Below are 17,718 nucleotides of genomic sequence, written 5' to 3' on the forward strand. Positions count from 1 at the left end.
AGCCGAGTACTTGTACGTCCCCAACGGGAACTCCTGTTCTCCGGATCATCACGATCCAAGTGTCCAGGGTGTCCACGTTCCGGGGGAAACCTCCCCGGATCACGAGACGATCGTCCGACTCCCGGCCGTGATGCGGCAGTTCATTCCACGACTGGAGGACGGAACCGGTGAAGTACCCCGTACGTGAGGGCTTGGCTGGGGCCCAGCTCTCCGCCGTGCATCTGGAGATGCGCGACAGCTACACGCCGGAGGATCCGGAGTTCGCTCGCTGGCGAGCTGGCCATCGGTACGACAACGATCCGGCCAAACTCCCCGACTGGTGGGGCTCCTGGGCTGATCTGGTGGCCGAGACAACCGGGCGCGGCGTGGTCATGCGGCGGGCTCGGATCGTCTCGGAGCCGGTGACGGACTACATCCGGTATGAGCACGACCTCACGTTCGCCAACGTCGTGGCGGGTGAGCTAGTCCGCTGGTTGCCCCGGCGGAAGGCTGCCGACATTGCGCTGCCGGGAACGGATCTGTGGATGTTCGACGGGTCGGCCGTGCTGTTCACGTACTTCTCCGGGGTAGGGGAGGTCGTGGACAGGGAGTGGCGGACGGATCGGGCCGTCGTGGATCTGGTCAGCTCTGCCTTTGAGGCTGTGTGGGAGCGGGCAACTCCGCACGAGGAATTCAAGCTGGCCTGACCCGTCATGTCCGTTTCGGGATCGTCTCACGTCCAAGCTGCCCGAAGAGTCCTTGCAGATCGCCTTCGGGAGATGTGCAAGGACGCCGGGTTGGACGGCAAGCAGCTTGCAGAGCTGTGCGGTTGGCATCCGTCCAAGGTGTCTCGGATCTCCACCGCCAGGACGTCGCCGTCCGCTGAGGACCTGCGCGCGTGGTGCCGTGCGTGCGGCAGGGAAGACCAGGCGGCCGATCTGGTGGCCTCTCTGCGGGCCGTGGAAGGCATGTGGGTGGAATGGCGTCGCATGGAGCGCGCGGGGCTGCGAAGGGCGCAGGAGGCCGTTCTACCTCTGTTTGAGCGAACGCACTGGTTCCGGGCCTACTCGTCGTGGCTCGTGCCCGGACTCCTCCAGACGCACGGCTACACCGAGGACGTGTTGCGCGCCGTCCAACTGAGGCGGGTTCCGGTCGATGACGTGGCCGATGCGGTGGCCGTTCGGATGGAGCGGCAACGCGTGCTCCGCGAGGGGCAACGGCGCTTCGCGTTCCTGCTTGAGGAGTCCGTCCTTCGCAACGGGCTTGGTGGCGCCGATACCCAGGTCGAGCAGCTTGAGCGGCTGATCACGGTGAGCGCTCTGCCGAATGTCAGCGTTGGGATCGTCCCTACGCGGCTCCACCGGCCGAGGATGCCTGTGGAAGGGTTCTGGATCTTCGACACGGCCCAGGTGAATGTGGAGCTGATCTCTGGGCACCTCACCCTGACACAGCCCAGCGAAGTGGCCATGTACGCCGACACGTTCGCCGTGCTGGCGGACATGGCGGTTTACGGCTCGAAGGCTCGTGCGTTGATCACGGCTGCCATTGATGCGATCGGGTGACGTCGTGCAATCCCATAGAATCGCATGGATCCCAACTGGCCTTCCTTCCTAGGGTGTTGCCATCGATTCCAGCGACTCCGAGGGAGTGGCCGGCATGGCGGTCAGCACCAACACGCGTAAGGCCGGGACGGGCGGCGACTTCACGGGCGACCACGACGACGGATCCCCGGTGTCGCTGCGGGAGATCGCTCTGCGCGAGCCCGCCAAGTCCACCGTGGACGCCGACAAGTGCCCGTCCTGCCTGTGGTTCGACGCCATGGAGCGGGAGGCGTACAAGGACCCGGCGGGCGTGGACCACTCCAGGCTGACGGATGTGCGAGTGCTCCGCCGCCGGCACGCAGAGTCGGAGGACTGCCTGAATCCGGGCGACGCCGAGTGACGAGCGACGTCCATGGCAGCTGCCAGGCGGTCCAGGACGGCCTTGGCGAAGAAGCCGATCCTGCGGACCTGTTCCCTCGCGCACCAACTGATCGGCACCACCAACCGAGAGGAGGCCCGACGTGGGCAAGCACGGAGACGGCAAAGGCGGCGAATCCGGGGACAAGAAGCAGTCCCCGCAGGAGAAGGACGGCCAGTGGACCAAGCCCGTCACCAACCCGCCGAAGAAGAAGTGAGCCCGAACTGATGGACCAGTACGCACAGTTGCTCGCCGACCTCACCGAGGCCGGCGCGCTGGGCGAGGAGTGGCGGGGCGCGTTCGAGTGCGCCCCGCGCTCTGCCTTCATTCCGGACACCGTGTGGGTCCCGGATGAGGATGCTCCGACCGGCTACCGGCGGATCACCAAGGTCGACGACCCGAACGAGTGGTGGTCGCTGGTGAACGCTGATGGCGTGGTCGTCACGCAGGTCGATGACGGCGAGGAGGACGGGCCCGGCATCGCCACGTCGTCGGCGTCCATGCCGTCCCTGGTCGCGTCCATGCTCTGCCACTTGGACGTGGCAGACGGAAACACGGTGCTCGACATCGGCACCGGGACCGGCTGGACAAGCGCCCTGCTGTGCAACCGACTTGGGGACGGGGCCGTGACGACGATCGAGGTCGACGCGGCGGTGGCTGCCGCTGCCGGGGAGCGTCTGGCAGAGATCGGGTTGAAGCCCAGCCGGGTCGTCGGGGACGGCCTCTTGGGGTACCCGGCTGGTGGTCCTTACGACCGCATCCACTCGACGGCAGCCGTGCGGCGGGTGCCATTCGCGTGGATCGAGCAGGCCCGTCTCGGCGGTGTCATCGTCACTCCCTGGGGCACCCCATACGCCAACGCCGGACTGCTGCGGTTGGCGGTGGGCGAGCAGGGCAAGCCCTCGCACGGCCGTTTCGTCGGCGACGTCTCGTTCATGTGGATGCGGGCACAGCGCCCGCACGTCGTGAGCGAACCGGCTGGCGTGCCGGACGACCGGGGCCCGTCAGCGATGGACCCGGAGTTGGCGCTGGAGGACGTGAACGCGGCCTTCGCCATCGGCCTGCGGGTGCCGGGCGTCCGTTACGAACACGTCTGGGACGAGGCCGACCCCAGCGCCACCTTCCGCATGCAGCTCTCGGACGGCGCTGGCTCCTGGGCGTCTGTCCGCTATGCCGGGTGGGACGCCGAGGACGCCGTTCACCAGTCTGGGGCTCGCCGGCTGTGGGACGAGGTCGCCAGAGCCCGCCTGTGGTGGCTGGAGGAGGGCAAGCCGGACCTTCGCCGGTTCGGCGTGACCATCGCCCCGGACGGCGCACAGTCCGTCTGGCTGGACGACCCCGGCAAAGTCCTGCCCTGACCCCAGACCGGCCCGGCCGCCGATACACCCGACGGGGCGACCGGGCCGCGTCTCCCGCTGCGGGGAAGGTGTGCCGAGTGCAGCGGGACAAGCCCCGGCTGGTCGCTTCTCATTCCCGTGAGCGACGGCGATGAGCACAGGGAGGCGGGCCCCTGGGGCTGGCCTCCGCGCTTCCCGACGTGGAGGCGGTGGAGCTGTTCTCCACCGTTTCGCTGTCTCACGAGACATCGCCAGCGCCGCTTCGGGGACTTCACCGCAACGAAACGGCCCGGCGTCGAAGATCAGGTGGAACCCGTGCGTGATCCACCCAAGTACGATTCGAGCGCCTGCTCGATCACCTCGTAGGGGGAGCATCCTGCGCGGAGGGCGTGAGCATGGAGCCGTACCTCCAGCTGTTCCGGCAAGTACTTGGCGCGGTTGTCGAGACTGACATACCGTTGGCTTCTCGGCGCCCGGGCGGTGGGGTGTTGAGCCAAACCCCACCTTGGAGTGAAGTCGGGTGGGGAACTCCCGTGGTTTCGAAGGAGGTTCGGTGTCGGCGGCGGTTCGGGCGGATGGTTCGGACGGCGTCGTCGGCAGGCGGCGGCCGGGAAATTCGCTTTCGGCCGCCGGAGTGCGGTGATAGACAGCCGTAGTGCAGAAGAATCTTGAACTCCCTGACCTGCTGCGACTGATCGACGAGCGGGCGACGGCCTTCCGGGCCGCGATCGCCGCCGCGCCCAGCCTGGACGTGCAGGTGCCGACCTGTCCCGAGTGGACGCTGTTCGACCTGGCGCGGCACGTGGGCTCGGGCCGCCCGTTCTGGGCCGCCGTCGTCGAGGCCGGTCCGGCCGACGCCCCGCCGGCCGAGGCCGTGGCGGCGCGCGCCGAGGCGCAGGCGCCCCGGGAGCGCGAGGCGTTGGTGGCCTGGCTGGCCGCGTCGACGCAGGAGCTGCTGGACACCCTGCGGGAGGTCGGCCCGGACGCCGAGTGCTGGACGTGGTGGGGCGCCTCGCAGTCGCCGCGGACCAGCGGTGCCGTCGCCCGGCACCAGCTTCAGGAGATCGCGATGCACACCTATGACGCCCAGCTCACCGTGGGCGCCGCGCAGCCGCTGCCGGCGGAGGTGGCGCTGGACGGCGTCGAGGACTTCCTGTTCACCTGCTGCGCGTGGTCGGGCGCCTGGCCGCACGAGCCGGCCGTCGTCGACTACCACGCCACCGAGGGCCGCTCCTGGCGCTTCACGGTCGAGGCGGACGGCGCCCGCGCCGTCCGCCTCCCGGCTGCCGGCGAGGGCGAGGCCCAGGCCCCGGCCGACGCCTCCGTCCGGGGCACGGCCGGTGAGCTGGTCCTGTGGTTCTACGGACGCACCCCGCTGGACTCGGTGAAGATCGACGGCGACCGGGTCATCTTCGAGCGGCTCTTCGCCTGGGACCCGAACGCGTAAGGCGTGGTCGACGACGCGGCGCCCATTCGCTGAGACCGTCTCAAACCGCAGGGAGAAGCGGTGGGCGCCGACGATGCTGAGCACCTGAGCGAGTTGCTCGGTGGTCTGGCGTACGAGGTCGACACCGAGATGCTCCGGTCGTGTCGGCAGCTCCCGCATCAGTTGGCCTGAAGCTCCTTCACGATCTGCGCCGCGAAAGCGCTGGCGGCCTCAAGGCGGGGGTCCTCCGGATGCGCGTACGTGTCTTCCTGTCGAGCCTCGTCCCCAAGGCTGTCTCGACACGTCCCAGCACCTCGTCCACCGGAACCCGGCGCAGATCCGTCATGGGACAACGGTAACGATGCTCGGTGGGGTTGGAGCCGCTCCAAAGGACGAACCTCGCCATCGCGCATACGGCGGTCCCGTCAACAGGCAGATCGGTTCCGCTCCCTGGCGCAGGAAGTCGGCCGGGCCGACTTCCTGCGCGTTCAGGTGCTTTCTACGCGCCAGCCGGATGGGCGGTGACCACGCTGAGGCGTTCGGTGGCGCGGGCGCTGATCACTCCACGCCCAACGATCGCCGCAGGAAGCCAAGTTCGTGCCACAGCAGGTTCTCCACCGTCGCCTCGTCAGCCGGTCGGTGCCCGGCGCCGCGCAGTGGCAGCACCTCGTGCGGGCGGCCGGCGGCGAGCAGGGCGCTGGAGAGCCGCAGGGCGTGGACGGGGAAGACGTTGTCGTCCGCGAGGCCCTGGATCAGCAGTAGCGGGCGGCTCAGCTTCGGGGCGTCGGCGATCAGGTCGCAGGAGTCGTAGTGCTCGGGGTGCTCACCGGGGTGCCCGAGGAAGCGTTCCTGCCAGTGGGTGTCGTACAGCCGGTGGTCGGTGGGCGCGGCCCCGGCCGAGGCGGCGTGGAAGACGTCCGGGCGCCGCAGTACCGCCAGCGCGGCGAGGAAGCCGCCGTACGACCAGCCCCGAATGGCGACCCGGTCGAGGTCGAGCAGCCCCGGCCGCAGCCGGGCGGTCTCGTGCAGGCCCTCGATCTGGTCCTCCAGCGCGGGCCCTGCCTTGTCACCCCACACCGCCTTGTCCCAGCGCGGCCCGCGTCCCGGGGTGCCACGGCCGTCCACCACCAGCACCGCGAAGCCCTGGTCGGCGAACCACTGGGAGACCTGCTCGTGCCAGGGCCCGCCGACGGTGACCTTCTGCATCGCCGGCCCCGCGTACGGGTCGACCAGCACGGGCAGCGGGCCGTCGCCGGGCCGGTGGCCGGTGGGCAGGAAGAGGTGGGCGCGCAGTTCGCGCGGGCCGAGGCGGAGCGGCTCGGGCCGGGCGTCGACGACGGGCGGTTCGGCGTACGAGGTGAGCGGGTGAGCCGGAGCACCGTCCCGCAGAACGGTCGTGAGGTGGCCTGCGGCCCGGCTGGTGAGCACCAGCGTGCCGCCGCGCCGCACTCCGTCGTGCAGGCCCGGGCCGTTGCTCAACTTCCGTACGCCGACATCCGGTTCGTACGACCACAGGTGGGTCTCGGTGGGCTCCTCCGAGGCGGTGAACAACACCTCCTCGCCCTCCGTCCCGACGACGGCCCGCAGCTGCAGCCCGGCCGGGGTGACCGGCTTGCCGTCGAGGGTCAGGTGCCGGGTGTCGCCGTCGTCGGCGGTGTCGACCAGCGCGCCGCCCTCGGTGCGGACCGGCAGTCCGGGGAGCAGCTCGACCCAGTGCGGGTCGTCGCGCTCGGCGAGCACCCGGGTGGCACCGTCCGGCTCGACGGCCAGGGTGCGGACGGTGCGCTGGTCGCGGCTCTGCACGGCGGCGTACGGGCCGTGCTCGTCCCAGCCGGCGGCGGTGAGGTACTCGAAGGCGGCGCGGTCCCAGTGCACCTCGGTGCGGCTGCCGTCGAGGCCGAGCAGCCAGAGCGAGACCTCGGCGTTGGCGGTGCCGGCCAGCGGGTAGCGGATGGCGCGCGGCGGCTGCTGCGGGTCGGTGGGGTCGGTCAGGAACCAGCGGGTGACCGCGCGTTCGTCGACCCGGGCGACGAGCAGGGCGCGGCCGTCGGGGGACCACCAGTGGCCGCGGTCGCGGTACATCTCCCCGACGGCGACGTACTCGGCGAGGCCGTACGTGACGTCCTCGGCCTCGGGCTCGGCGAGCGCCCGGTCGTTCGCGCCGTCGGCGTCGACCACTCGCAGGGCGCCGCCGCTGACGTAGGCGATCCGGCGGCCGGTCGGGTCGAGGCGGGGGTCCTCCGGCTCCTCAGCGGAGGCGACCGCCCGCACCGCACCCTCGGTGGTGTCGGCCAGCCACAGCGCGCCGTCCAGGGCGAAGACCGTGTACCGGCCGTCGGCGTCGGTGCTGTACGAGGCGATCCCGGTGGCGGCGCCCAGCGCGGCCGGGTCGGCGATCAGCCGCTCCGTGCCGCTGTCGGTGTCCAGCGCCCAGAGGCAGGTGAGCGGGTCGGTGCCGGTGCGGCCGCGCAGGAAGAGCACGGTGGCGCCGTCGGCGGAGGGCTCCGGCTGGACGGGGACGCCCAGGGTGAACCGCCGGGTGCGGGCCAACTGTCGGGGCAGCGAGTCGGTCGTCATGCCGGGAACCGTAAGCAGAAAACGACCGGGGCCGCCGTGGATCTCAGGAATCCACGGCGGCCCCGGAGCTTCACCGGGCGGACGTCAGTGCACGTCGCCCATGAGCTTGACGACCTTCTTGCGGTACATCGCCAGCGCGATGCCGGCGATGATCGCCAGGACGCCCTGGACCGCGAAGTACGTCGTGCTGCCGACCACCTTGTCGCCCAGCACCAGCTGGAAGATGGCGGCGACGCAGTCGCCCGCGGTGACCGCGAGGAACCAGACGCCCATCATCTGGCTGGCGTACTTGGTGGGCGCCAGCTTGGTGGTGACGGACAGGCCGACCGGGGAGAGGGTGAGCTCACCGACGGTCTGGACCAGGTAGACCATGGCCAGCCACAGCGGGGTGACCTTGGTGTCGCCGGAGGCGGAGGCCATCGCCAGCATCATGACGATGAAGGAGGCGCCGATCATCAGCAGACCGAAGGCGAACTTCATGGTCGTGCTGGGGTTCTTCGACCGGCGGGCCAGGGCGACCCAGATCCAGGCGAAGACCGGGGCCAGCGCCATGATGTAGAGCGGGTTGAGCGACTGGAACCAGCTGGACGGGAAGTTGAACCCGAACAGCGTGGACGCGGTGTGCTCGTCGGCGAAGATGTTCAGCGTCGAGCCGGACTGGTCGTAGATCATCCAGAACACGGCGGCGGCGACGAAGAACCAGATGTAGCCGCTCATCTTGGACTGCTCGGTGGCGTCGAGGTCCTTGTCGCGCTTCACCTTGGCGAAGACGACGACCGGGATCGCCAGGCCCGCGATGGACAGCGGCCAGATCGCCCAGTTGATGGTGAAGTGGCCGGTGGCGGCGACGACCGCGTAGAAGACCGCCGCGACGGCCAGCCAGATGCCGGCCTTGGTGAAGATCTTCCGCTTCTCGTCCGCGCTGATCGGCGAGGTGACGACGTTGCTCTTCGGGCTCAGGTGGCGGGTGCCCAGCAGGAACTGGCCCAGGCCGAGGGCCATGCCGACACCGGCCAGGGCGAAGCCCAGGTGCCAGCTGACGTTCTGGCCGACGGTGCCGATGACCAGCGGGGCCGCGAAGGCACCGAGGTTGATGCCCATGTAGAAGACGGTGAAGCCACCGTCACGGCGCGGGTCGTTCGGGCCGTCGTACAGGTGGCCGACCATCGTGGAGATGTTGGCCTTGAGCAGGCCCGAGCCGATCGCGATGAACGCGAGGCCGACGAAGAACGCCGCGCTGAACGGGACGGCCAGCAGGAAGTGGCCGATCATGATGATCGTGCCGCCGACCGCGACGGTCTTGCGTGCGCCGAGGAAGCGGTCCGCGATCCAGCCGCCCGGGAGGGCCAGCAGGTAGACCATGGCCGTGTAGACGCTGTACACGGCGGCGGCGACGGCCGCCTTCATGCCGAGGCCGCCGTCCGCGATGGAGGCGGTCATGTAGAGCACCAGCAGGGCGCGCATGCCGTAGTAGCTGAAGCGCTCCCACATCTCGCTCATGAAGAGAGTGGCGAGGCCGCGGGGGTGCCCGAGGAAGGTCTTGCCGCTGGGAGTGGCCGACGTGACGCCGGAGTCCAGGGTCGTAGACGCCATGAGTAGTGGTTCCTTGCCTGACAGCGTCCGCCTAGGGGGGTGGCGGCGGACGTTGGACTTGAACCACTCTACGTGGCGATATTTGGCGTTATCAGATGACAAAAGTCGCGAATTAGGTATGGGAATGGCAAAGCTTGCGACAGATCTGCCCGATTGATCCATGGTATGCGGGCCGGTCTTCCTTCGGTTTCAAGATCCAAAAGGAGATTCTTCGCCGAACGCCCGGTCGGCAACGCTGGGTTGACCCCCGAATGGCCCTTGTATAACGATCACGCTCTGTGAACTACCTCACAGGGCGTACGGTCATACCCCGGCGGACTACCATCACCACATGACCTGTGTGCTGCTCGCCGAGGACGATCCGGCGATCTCCGAACCGCTCGCCAGGGCCCTGCGACGCGAGGGCTATGAGGTGCTCGTCCGCGAGGACGGTCCGACCGCCCTGGCCGCCGGCCTCACCGAGGAGGTCGACCTCGTCGTCCTGGACCTCGGCCTGCCCGAGATGGACGGCCTTGAGGTCTGCCGACGCCTGCGCGCCGACGGCAAGAGCTGTCCCGTGCTCGTGCTCACCGCCCGCGCCGACGAGGTGGACACCGTGGTCGGCCTGGACGCCGGTGCCGACGACTACGTCACCAAGCCCTTCCGCCTGGCCGAACTGCTCGCCCGCGTCCGGGCCCTGCTCCGGCGCGGCAACGTCGACCAGCTCACCACCGGTGCGCACGGGGTGAAGATCGACATCGAGTCCCACCGCGCCTGGCTCGGCGAGGAGGAGCTGACCCTCTCCGCCAAGGAGTTCGAGCTGCTGCGCGTCCTGGTGCGCGACGCCGGCCGGGTGGTCACCCGCGAGGAGATCATGCGGCAGGTCTGGGACACCACCTGGTGGACCTCGACCAAGACCCTGGACATGCACATCTCCTGGCTCCGCAAGAAGCTCGGTGACGACGCGGCGAACCCGCGCTACATCGCCACCGTGCGCGGTGTGGGGTTCCGGTTCGAGAAGAATTAGCCCCGCACGGAGATCGTGGCCGGGCGACGGCCGATGAAGCGGAACACCTCGGGGAGCAGCAGCGTGAAACGCCGGATGATCAACTCGCTGCTGGTCGTCGTCCTGGTGGTGGTCGTGGTGTTCTGCGTGCCGCTCGCCCTGGTCGAGAAGCGCACCATCGTCAACTCGGCCCAGGACCGGGTGGACGCGGCCGCCGTCCGGGTGCTCGCCCTGGTGGAGAGCCGGCTCGCCGCGGGCGAGTCGGTCAAGGAGGGGCGCGTCTTCGAGAGCCAGGTCACCGAGGGCAGCTACGTCGAGGTGCAGATCCCCGGCCAGCCGGTGGTCTCGGCCGGCGACCGCCCGGCCGGGAACCACCTGCTGAAGGCCGCCGAGCACGGCACCAGCGGCGAGATCGTCACCGTCGAACAGTCCCGCGAGGACGTCGACCACGAGATCGCCAACAACCTGCTGCTGCTCGGCGTGGTCGCCCTGCTGGCCGTCCAGGCCGCCGTGGCGCTCGCCGTCTGGCAGGCCAAGCGGCTCGCCAGGCCGCTCACCGACCTCGCCGAGACCGCCGAACGGCTCGGCTCCGGTGACCCGCGCCCGCGCGACCGCCGCTACGGCGTGCCCGAACTCGACCGGGTCGCCGAGGTGCTGGACGTCAGCGCCGAGCGGATCGCCCGGATGCTCACCGCCGAGCGCCGGCTCGCCGCCGACGCCTCGCACCAGCTGCGCACCCCGCTCACCGCGCTCTCCATGCGGCTGGAGGAGATCATCGCCCTCGCCGAGGAGCCGGAGACCGTCAAGGAGGAGGCGGCCATCGCCCTCCAGCAGGTCGAGCGGCTCACCGACGTGGTCCAGCGGCTGCTCACCACCCAGCGCGACCCGCGCAGCCCCACCGCGGTCGCCTTCGACCTGGACGAGGTGATCAAGCAGCAGGTGGAGGAGTGGGGCCCGACGCTGCGCGAGCAGGGCCGGGTGCTCTCCCTGGAGGGCCTGCACGGGGTCACCGCGGTCGGCACCCCGGGGACGGTCGCCCAGGTGCTGGCCACCCTGATCGAGAACTCGCTGATGCACGGCGCCGGGACGATCACCCTGCGGGTCCGGCCCTCCGGCACCTCGGTGGTGGTCGAGGTGCAGGACCAGGGCGCCGGGGTGCCGGCCGACCTCGGCAACCGGGTGTTCGAGCGCGCGGTCAGCGGCCGCAACTCCACCGGCATCGGCCTTGCCGTCGCCCGCGACCTCGCGGAGGCGGACGGCGGCCGACTGGAGCTCCTCTCGCTGAAGCCGGCGGTGTTCGCGCTCTTCCTCGGCCGCAGCCACGAGGACTGAGGGCCTTCAAGCCGTTCGGGCCGTCGTGGGCGGCCGTCCGGGTGGCGTGGGCTACTCGGCCGGGGCGTAGCGGATCTGCTCGGCGGCCAGCATCAGCTCGGCCTGGGCGGCCAGCTCCTGGCCGCTGGCGGCGTCGACGGCCTGCGCGGGCTCGGGCTCCGCCTTGAACACCCAGGTGCGGTACGAGAAGAAGCGGAACACGGTGGCCACGCCGAGGCCGATCACCTTGGCGCCGAGCTGCTCGTAGTGCGAGTCCAGGTGCAGCACGTACACCGTGAAGCCGAGCACGCCGGTCTCGATCAGCATGCCGATGCCGCTGTACACCAGGAACAGCGTGATCTCCCGCTTGCGCGAGGCGGCGTCCCGGTCCCGGTACAGCCAGTAGCGGTAGCCGAGGTAGTTGGTGGCGATCGCGATCACGGTGGCCGCGATGTTGGACCGCAGTGAGGCCAGGCCCAGGCCGTTGATGCAGACCCAGAACACGGCGAAGTTGATCACCACGCCGCTCAGGCCGACGATGCCGAACTTCACGACTTCGCCCGTGAGCCCACGCATCTTCTGCATGAGCGGGGGTTTCGAAGCTGCGGTCGTCGCCATACCGGACTGCCTCCATGTGCCTGCGGACGAAAGGGCGGCCGACCTGGGACACGGCCACCCTTGTGTCCTGCGTGCACGCACATGATCCGACTGCGTGGACGAGGACCTAGCCGTCCAGGCTACCCGCTTCCATCGAACGGCTCAGCCCTCGGAGGCGGGGGTTGACATCTACGCGCGTCCACTACTCACGGCCCGCCCGCGGCTCCACCACCCCCCACCGGCCCGGATATCCTGGCCGGGTGACTTCCCCGGGCAATGTGAATTTTCCAGTGGTGGGCATGATCGGTGGCGGGCAGCTGGCCCGCATGGCACACCAGGCGGGTATCCCGCTCGGGGTCAGGTTCAAGCTCCTCGCCGACACGCCGCAGGACTCCGCCGCACAGGTGATCTCCGAGGTCGTCCTCGGTGACTACCGAGACCTCGACACCCTGCGCCGCTTCGCGGCCGACTGCGACGTCGTCACCTTCGACCACGAGCACGTCCCCACCGAGCACCTGCGGGCCCTGGAGGCCGACGGCATCGCCGTCCGCCCCGGCCCGGACGCGCTGGTCAACGCTCAGGACAAGGGCGTGATGCGGGCCAAGCTCGACTCGATCGGCGTGCCCTGCCCCCGGCACCGGATCGTCGTCGACCCGGCCGACGTCACCGCCTTCGCCGACGAGGGCACCGGCTACCCGGTCGTGCTGAAGACCGTCCGCGGCGGCTACGACGGCAAGGGCGTCTGGGTGGTGGACACCGAGGAGGAGGCGCAGGCCCCGTTCCTGGCCGGCGTCCCGGTGCTGGCCGAGGAGAAGGTCGACTTCGTCCGCGAGCTGGCCGCCAACGTGGTCCGCTCGCCCAGCGGCCAGGCCGTCGCCTACCCGGTCGTCGAGAGCGTCCAGGAGAACGGCGTCTGCGCCGAGGTCACCGCCCCCGCGCCGGACCTCGACCCCGCCCTCTCCGACGAGGCCCAGCAGCTCGCCCTGCGGATCGCCGGCGACCTCGGCATCGTCGGCCACCTCGCCGTCGAGCTGTTCCAGACCCGGGACGGCCGCATCCTGGTCAACGAGCTGGCCATGCGCCCGCACAACTCCGGGCACTGGACCCAGGACGGCGCGGTCACCTCGCAGTTCGAGAACCACCTGCGGGCCGTCCTCGACCTCCCGCTCGGCGACCCCCGGCCCCGCGCCAAGTGGACCGTCATGGTCAACGTCCTCGGCGGCGACTACCCGGACATGTACCACGCCTTCCTGCACTGCATGGCCCGCGACCCCGGGCTGCGGATCCACATGTACGGGAAGGACGTGAAGCCCGGCCGCAAGGTCGGCCACGTCAACGTCTTCGGGGACGACCTCGACGACGTCCGCGAGCGCGCCCGCCATGCGGCCGCCTACCTGCGAGGAACGATCACCGAATGACCCCTGTCGTTGGCATCGTGATGGGCTCCGACTCCGACTGGCCGGTCATGGAGGCCGCCGCTCAGGCCCTGGACGAGTTCGAGATCCCCTACGAGGTGGACGTCGTCTCCGCCCACCGGATGCCCCGCGAGATGGTCGCGTACGGCGAGAACGCCCACCGGCGCGGCCTGAAGGCGATCATCGCCGGCGCCGGCGGCGCGGCCCACCTGCCCGGCATGCTGGCCTCCGTCACCCCGCTGCCGGTCATCGGCGTGCCGGTGCCGCTGCGCTACCTGGACGGCATGGACAGCCTGCTGTCGATCGTCCAGATGCCGGCCGGCGTGCCGGTCGCGACCGTCTCGGTGGCCGGCGCGCGCAACGCGGGCCTGCTCGCGGTCCGGATGCTCGCCGCCTTCGACACCGAACTCGCCGAGAAGATGACCGACTTCCAGGCCGAGCTGAACAACCAGGCCACCGAGAAGGGCAAGAAGCTCCGGGCCAAGGTGGCCGGTTCCACCTCCTTCGGCTTCGGCAAGTAAGACCGCAGGTGGGGTGGGGTAGAACAGGCCGTATGACTTCTCAGACGGACTCCCCCACCCCGCTGGCCGCCGCCCGGGCCCTGCTCCGCACCGCCCCCGTGGTGGACGGCCACAACGACCTCCCCTGGGCGATGCGGGAGCAGGTCGGGTACGACCTCGGCGCGCTCGACCTCGCCGCCGACCAGAGCGACCGCCTGCACACCGACCTCGCCCGCCTCGCGGAGGGCGGGGTCGGCGCGCAGTTCTGGTCCGTCTACGTGCCCGCCTCGCTGGCCGGCGACCACGCGGTCAGCGCCACCCTGGAGCAGGTCGACTTCGTCCACGCCCTGGTCGAGCGCTACCCCGACCGGCTGCGGCTCGCCCGCACCGCCGCGGACATGGAGGCCGCCCGCGCCGAGGGCCGGATCGCCTCGCTGATGGGCGCCGAGGGCGGCCACTCCATCGACTGCTCGCTGGCCACCCTGCGCGCCCTGTACGAGCTCGGGGTGCGGTACCTGACGCTCACCCACAACGACAACGTGCCGTGGGCCGACTCCGCGACCGACAAGCCGGTGGCCGGCGGGCTGACCCGCTTCGGCGAGGAGGTCGTCCGGGAGATGAACCGGCTCGGCATGCTGGTCGACCTCTCGCACGTCTCCGCCGACACCATGCGGGACGCCCTGCGGGTCACCGAGGCGCCGGTGGTCTTCTCGCACTCCTCGTCCCGCACGGTCTGCGACCACCCGCGCAACATCCCGGACGACGTGCTCGCCCAGCTGCCCGCCAACGGCGGGGTGGCGATGGCGACCTTCGTCCCGAAGTTCATCCTGCCCGCCGCCATCGAGTGGACCCTGGCCGCCGACGAGAACATGCGCGCCCACGGCTTCCACCCGCTGGACACCACCCCGCCGGCCATGGAGCGCCAGCGCGCCTTCGAGGCCGCCAACCCGCGCCCGATCGCCACCCCGGCCACCGTCGCCGACCACCTGGACCACATGCGCGAGGTGGCCGGCATCGACCACATCGGCATCGGCGGCGACTTCGACGGCACCGCCTTCCTGCCCGACGGCCTCGACTCGGTGGCCGGCTACCCCAACCTGGTCGCCGAACTCCTCGGCCGCCACTGGTCGGAGGCCGACCTGGCCAAGCTCACCTGGCACAACGCCGTCCGCGTCCTGCGTGACGCCGAGTCGGTCGCCGCCACCCTGCGGTCGAGCCGCCGCCCGTCCATCGCGACCATCGCCCAGCTGGACGGCTGACGCCCAGGGGCTAACCGAGCCGCGGGATCTCGATGGCCGGGCACCTGTCCATCACCATCGAGACCCCCGCGGCCCGGACCCGCCCGTACGCGGCCTCGTCGACCACGCCCAGCTGGAACCAGACCGCCTTCGCCCCGGCCGCCACCGCCTGGTCGGCCACCTGGCCGGCCAGCTCCGAGCGCACGAACACGTCGACGACGTCGATCGGGAACGGGATCTCGGCGAGCGAGGCGTACCCGGGCTCGCCGAGCACCGTCTCCGCCTTCGGATGCACCGGCACGATCCGCTTGCCGTACCGCTGCAACACCCGCGCCACCCCGTACGCGGCCCGCGCGGTGTTGTTGGACAGCCCCACCACCGCCCAGGTGTCACCCGCCCCGGTGAGGATCCCGCGGACCGTCGCATCGTCGCCGTAGCTCGTCATGCCGGTGCCAACGGCGCTTCGCCGAAGGGCATTCCCCGGTCGAGGGTCAGCTCGGGCGGCCGAGGGCGCGGTAGGTCCAGCCGGCGGCGCGCCAGGCTTCGGCGTCGAGGACGTTGCGGCCGTCGAGGAGGCGGCGTTCGGCGACGACGGCGCCGAGTTCGGCCGGGTCCAGCTCGCGGAACTCGGCCCACTCGGTGAGGTGGAGGACGACGTGGGCGCCCTCGGCGGCTTCCAGGGCGGAGCCGGCGTAGGCGAGGGAGGGGAACATCTTGCGGGCGTTGTCCACGGCCTTCGGGTCGTAGACGGTGACCTGGGCGCCCTGGAGCTGGATCTGGGCGGCCACGTTGAGGGCGGGGGAGTCCCGGATGTCGTCCGAGTTGGGCTTGAAGGCGGCGCCGAGGACGGCGACCCGGCGGCCCAGGAAGCCGCCGCCGCACTGCTCGCGGGCCAGCTCGACCATCCGGGAGCGGCGCCGCATGTTGATCGAGTCGACCTCGCGCAGGAAGGTCAGCGCCTGGTCGGCGCCGAGCTCGCCGGCCCGGGCCATGAACGCCCGGATGTCCTTGGGCAGGCAGCCGCCGCCGAAGCCGAGGCCGGAGTTGAGGAACTTGCCGCCGATCCGCTCGTCGTAGGAGAGCGCCTTGCTGAGCTGGGTGACGTCCGCGCCGGCCGCCTCGCAGACCTCGGCCATCGCGTTGATGAAGGAGATCTTGGTGGCCAGGAAGGAGTTGGCGGCGGCCTTGACCAGTTCGGCGGTCGCGAAGTCGGTGACCAGGAACGGCACTCCGGCCGAGATCGGCTCGGCGTAGACCTCGCGCAGCAGCCGCTCGGCCCGCTCGCTCTGGGCGCCGACCACGATCCGGTCCGGCCGCAGGGTGTCCTGGACGGCGAAGCCCTCGCGCAGGAACTCCGGGTTCCAGGCGAGTTCGGCGCCCTCGCCGACCGGCGCGAGGGCGGCCAGCCGCTCGGCCAGCCGGGCCGCCGAGCCGACCGGGACGGTGGACTTCCCGACCACCAGGGCCGGGCGGGTCAGGTGCGGCGCCAGGTCGTCGATCGCGGTGTCCACGTACGACATGTCGGCGGCGAACTCGCCCTTGCGCTGCGGGGTGTTGACGCAGATGAAGTGCACGTCGCCGAACTCGGCGGCCTCCTTGGCGGAGGTGGTGAAGCGCAGCCGCCCGGTGGAGCCCTCGTGCCCGGCGACGTGCTTGAGCAGCAGCTCGGACAGCCCCGGCTCGTACATCGGGACGCGGCCTGCGGTGAGGGTGGCGATCTTGTCGGGATCGATGTCCAGACCCAGCACCTCGAAGCCGAACTCGGCCATCGCGGCGGCATGCGTCGCGCCGAGGTAGCCGGTGCCGATCACGGAGATGCGGAGGGTCACGGGTTCCCCTTAGAGCGGTTTCGACCAGTAGAGGTGCCCCTGATGCTATCCGCCCGGCACGGTCGCGCAGGGATCGCCCGTGTCCGGAGGTCGCTAGGCAGCCGCAGGTCGGAGCCCTAGGATCTCTACTGAACGGTAGTTAACCCCGGATTCGACGTCGATCAGACTTCGGTCACTGGACCACGAGGCAGGCATCATGGCGGGCAGCGCGGCTGACTTCGATCTCTTCCGCATCTCCGAGGAGCACGAGATGCTTCGCGAGGCGGTGCGTTCGCTGGCCGAGGCGAAGATCGCGCCGTTCGCGGCGGAGGTGGACGAGCAGGGGCGGTTCCCGCAGGAGGCGCTGGACGCGCTGCGGGGCAATGACCTGCACGCGGTGCACGTGCCGGAGGTGTACGGCGGTGCGGGGGCGGACGCGCTGGCGACGGTGATCGTGATCGAGGAGGTCGCGCGGGTGTGCGGCTCGTCGTCGCTGATCCCGGCGGTGAACAAGCTGGGTTCGCTGCCGGTGCAGCTGTCGGGTTCGGAGGAGCTGAAGGCGAAGTACCTGGGTGCGCTGGCGCGTGGTGAGGGGATGTTCTCGTACTGCCTGTCGGAGCCGGAGGCGGGTTCGGACGCGGCGGGGATGAAGACCCGGGCGGTGCGCGACGGTGACTTCTGGGTGCTGAACGGGGTGAAGCGGTGGATCACCAACGCGGGTGTCTCGGAGTTCTACACGGTGATGGCGGTGACGGACCCGTCGATGCGTTCGAAGGGCATCTCGGCGTTCGTGGTGGAGAAGGGTGACGAGGGCGTCTCGTTCGGTGCGCCGGAGAAGAAGCTCGGGATCAAGGGTTCGCCGACGCGTGAGGTGTACTTCGACAACGTGCGGATCCCGGCGGACCGGATGATCGGTGCGGAGGGCACGGGTTTCCAGACGGCGATGAAGACGCTGGACCACACCCGGGTGACGATCGCGGCGCAGGCGGTGGG

16 protein-coding genes are annotated in these 17,718 nt (G+C 70.4%); 11 read left to right on the forward strand and 5 right to left on the reverse strand.

The window, feature by feature from the left end; genetic code table 11:
* Nucleotides 1-167 precede the first annotated feature (167 nt).
* The 5 genes from ACFVWU_RS40385 (at nucleotide 168) to ACFVWU_RS40405 (ending at nucleotide 4,722) form a co-directional block, all read left to right on the forward strand.
* Nucleotides 168-686, forward strand: a complete 519-nt coding sequence (locus ACFVWU_RS40385) for a DUF6879 family protein (protein ID WP_387630637.1) — start codon at nucleotides 168-170, stop codon at nucleotides 684-686.
* A 6-nt stretch (nucleotides 687-692) separates the two neighbouring features.
* Nucleotides 693-1,541: a helix-turn-helix domain-containing protein gene (locus ACFVWU_RS40390; RefSeq protein ID WP_387630639.1), complete on the forward strand. Its 849-nt coding sequence runs from the start codon at nucleotides 693-695 to the stop codon at nucleotides 1,539-1,541.
* Between the two features lie 94 nt (nucleotides 1,542-1,635).
* Nucleotides 1,636-1,920, forward strand: coding sequence for a hypothetical protein (locus ACFVWU_RS40395; RefSeq protein ID WP_387630641.1), 285 nt, complete (start codon nucleotides 1,636-1,638; stop codon nucleotides 1,918-1,920).
* A gap of 245 nt (nucleotides 1,921-2,165) precedes the next feature.
* Nucleotides 2,166-3,296 (forward strand): methyltransferase domain-containing protein, encoded by a 1,131-nt coding sequence (locus tag ACFVWU_RS40400; protein ID WP_387630644.1) that lies wholly within the window; start codon nucleotides 2,166-2,168, stop codon nucleotides 3,294-3,296.
* 634 nt (nucleotides 3,297-3,930) lie between these two features.
* Nucleotides 3,931-4,722: a maleylpyruvate isomerase family mycothiol-dependent enzyme gene (locus tag ACFVWU_RS40405; RefSeq protein ID WP_387630646.1), complete on the forward strand. Its 792-nt coding sequence runs from the start codon at nucleotides 3,931-3,933 to the stop codon at nucleotides 4,720-4,722.
* A 537-nt stretch (nucleotides 4,723-5,259) separates the two neighbouring features.
* Here ACFVWU_RS40405 and ACFVWU_RS40410 read toward each other — a convergent pair.
* Both ACFVWU_RS40410 and ACFVWU_RS40415 read right to left on the reverse strand, forming a co-directional pair.
* The gene (locus ACFVWU_RS40410) at nucleotides 5,260-7,278 is read right to left on the reverse strand and encodes a prolyl oligopeptidase family serine peptidase (protein WP_387630648.1); all 2,019 of its coding nucleotides are present in this window, start codon (nucleotides 7,276-7,278) and stop codon (nucleotides 5,260-5,262) included.
* An 84-nt stretch (nucleotides 7,279-7,362) separates the two neighbouring features.
* Nucleotides 7,363-8,871: a peptide MFS transporter gene (locus tag ACFVWU_RS40415; RefSeq protein WP_387630650.1), complete on the reverse strand. Its 1,509-nt coding sequence runs from the start codon at nucleotides 8,869-8,871 to the stop codon at nucleotides 7,363-7,365.
* Nucleotides 8,872-9,202: 331 nt separating this feature from the next.
* Between ACFVWU_RS40415 and ACFVWU_RS40420 the strand changes: the two genes are divergently transcribed.
* Together ACFVWU_RS40420 and ACFVWU_RS40425 are read left to right on the forward strand one after the other, a co-directional pair.
* Nucleotides 9,203-9,877, forward strand: a complete 675-nt coding sequence (locus ACFVWU_RS40420) for a response regulator transcription factor (RefSeq protein ID WP_030290974.1) — start codon at nucleotides 9,203-9,205, stop codon at nucleotides 9,875-9,877.
* A 63-nt stretch (nucleotides 9,878-9,940) separates the two neighbouring features.
* Nucleotides 9,941-11,188, forward strand: a complete 1,248-nt coding sequence (locus tag ACFVWU_RS40425; RefSeq protein ID WP_387630653.1) for an ATP-binding protein — start codon at nucleotides 9,941-9,943, stop codon at nucleotides 11,186-11,188.
* A gap of 51 nt (nucleotides 11,189-11,239) precedes the next feature.
* Here the strand turns inward: ACFVWU_RS40425 and ACFVWU_RS40430 are convergent, their stop codons facing one another.
* Nucleotides 11,240-11,752, reverse strand: a complete 513-nt coding sequence (locus tag ACFVWU_RS40430; protein ID WP_387630656.1) for a GtrA family protein — start codon at nucleotides 11,750-11,752, stop codon at nucleotides 11,240-11,242.
* Nucleotides 11,753-12,042: 290 nt separating this feature from the next.
* Here ACFVWU_RS40430 and ACFVWU_RS40435 point away from each other — a divergent pair, with 290 nt between their 5' ends.
* From ACFVWU_RS40435 to ACFVWU_RS40445, 3 genes are read left to right on the forward strand one after another with little or no spacing between them, the layout of a single operon-like run.
* A complete protein-coding gene (locus ACFVWU_RS40435) occupies nucleotides 12,043-13,182 on the forward strand; it encodes a 5-(carboxyamino)imidazole ribonucleotide synthase (RefSeq protein ID WP_387630658.1) in 1,140 nt (379 codons plus the stop codon).
* A complete protein-coding gene (gene purE / locus ACFVWU_RS40440) occupies nucleotides 13,179-13,700 on the forward strand; it encodes a 5-(carboxyamino)imidazole ribonucleotide mutase (RefSeq protein WP_387630661.1) in 522 nt (173 codons plus the stop codon). Before ACFVWU_RS40435 ends, purE begins: the two co-directional genes overlap by 4 nt.
* 32 nt (nucleotides 13,701-13,732) lie before the next feature.
* Nucleotides 13,733-14,938 carry a dipeptidase gene (locus ACFVWU_RS40445; RefSeq protein WP_387630663.1) on the forward strand — a complete coding sequence of 402 codons (1,206 nt, stop codon included), beginning with the start codon at nucleotides 13,733-13,735 and terminating at the stop codon, nucleotides 14,936-14,938.
* A gap of 10 nt (nucleotides 14,939-14,948) precedes the next feature.
* On the opposite strand, the gene ACFVWU_RS40450 is transcribed toward ACFVWU_RS40445, so the two are convergent.
* Together ACFVWU_RS40450 and ACFVWU_RS40455 are read right to left on the reverse strand one after the other, a co-directional pair.
* Nucleotides 14,949-15,362 carry a CoA-binding protein gene (locus tag ACFVWU_RS40450; RefSeq protein ID WP_387630666.1) on the reverse strand — a complete coding sequence of 138 codons (414 nt, stop codon included), beginning with the start codon at nucleotides 15,360-15,362 and terminating at the stop codon, nucleotides 14,949-14,951.
* Between the two features lie 46 nt (nucleotides 15,363-15,408).
* Entirely contained in the window at nucleotides 15,409-16,746 is a 1,338-nt protein-coding gene (locus tag ACFVWU_RS40455; protein ID WP_387630668.1) for a UDP-glucose dehydrogenase family protein, read from the reverse strand.
* 196 nt (nucleotides 16,747-16,942) lie between these two features.
* Here ACFVWU_RS40455 and ACFVWU_RS40460 point away from each other — a divergent pair.
* On the forward strand, nucleotides 16,943-17,718 hold a 776-nt coding region (locus tag ACFVWU_RS40460; RefSeq protein ID WP_387630671.1), incomplete at its 3' end, for an acyl-CoA dehydrogenase family protein.

Source organism: Kitasatospora sp. NPDC058190, assembly GCF_042883685.1.
Lineage (GTDB): Bacteria > Actinomycetota > Actinomycetes > Streptomycetales > Streptomycetaceae > Kitasatospora.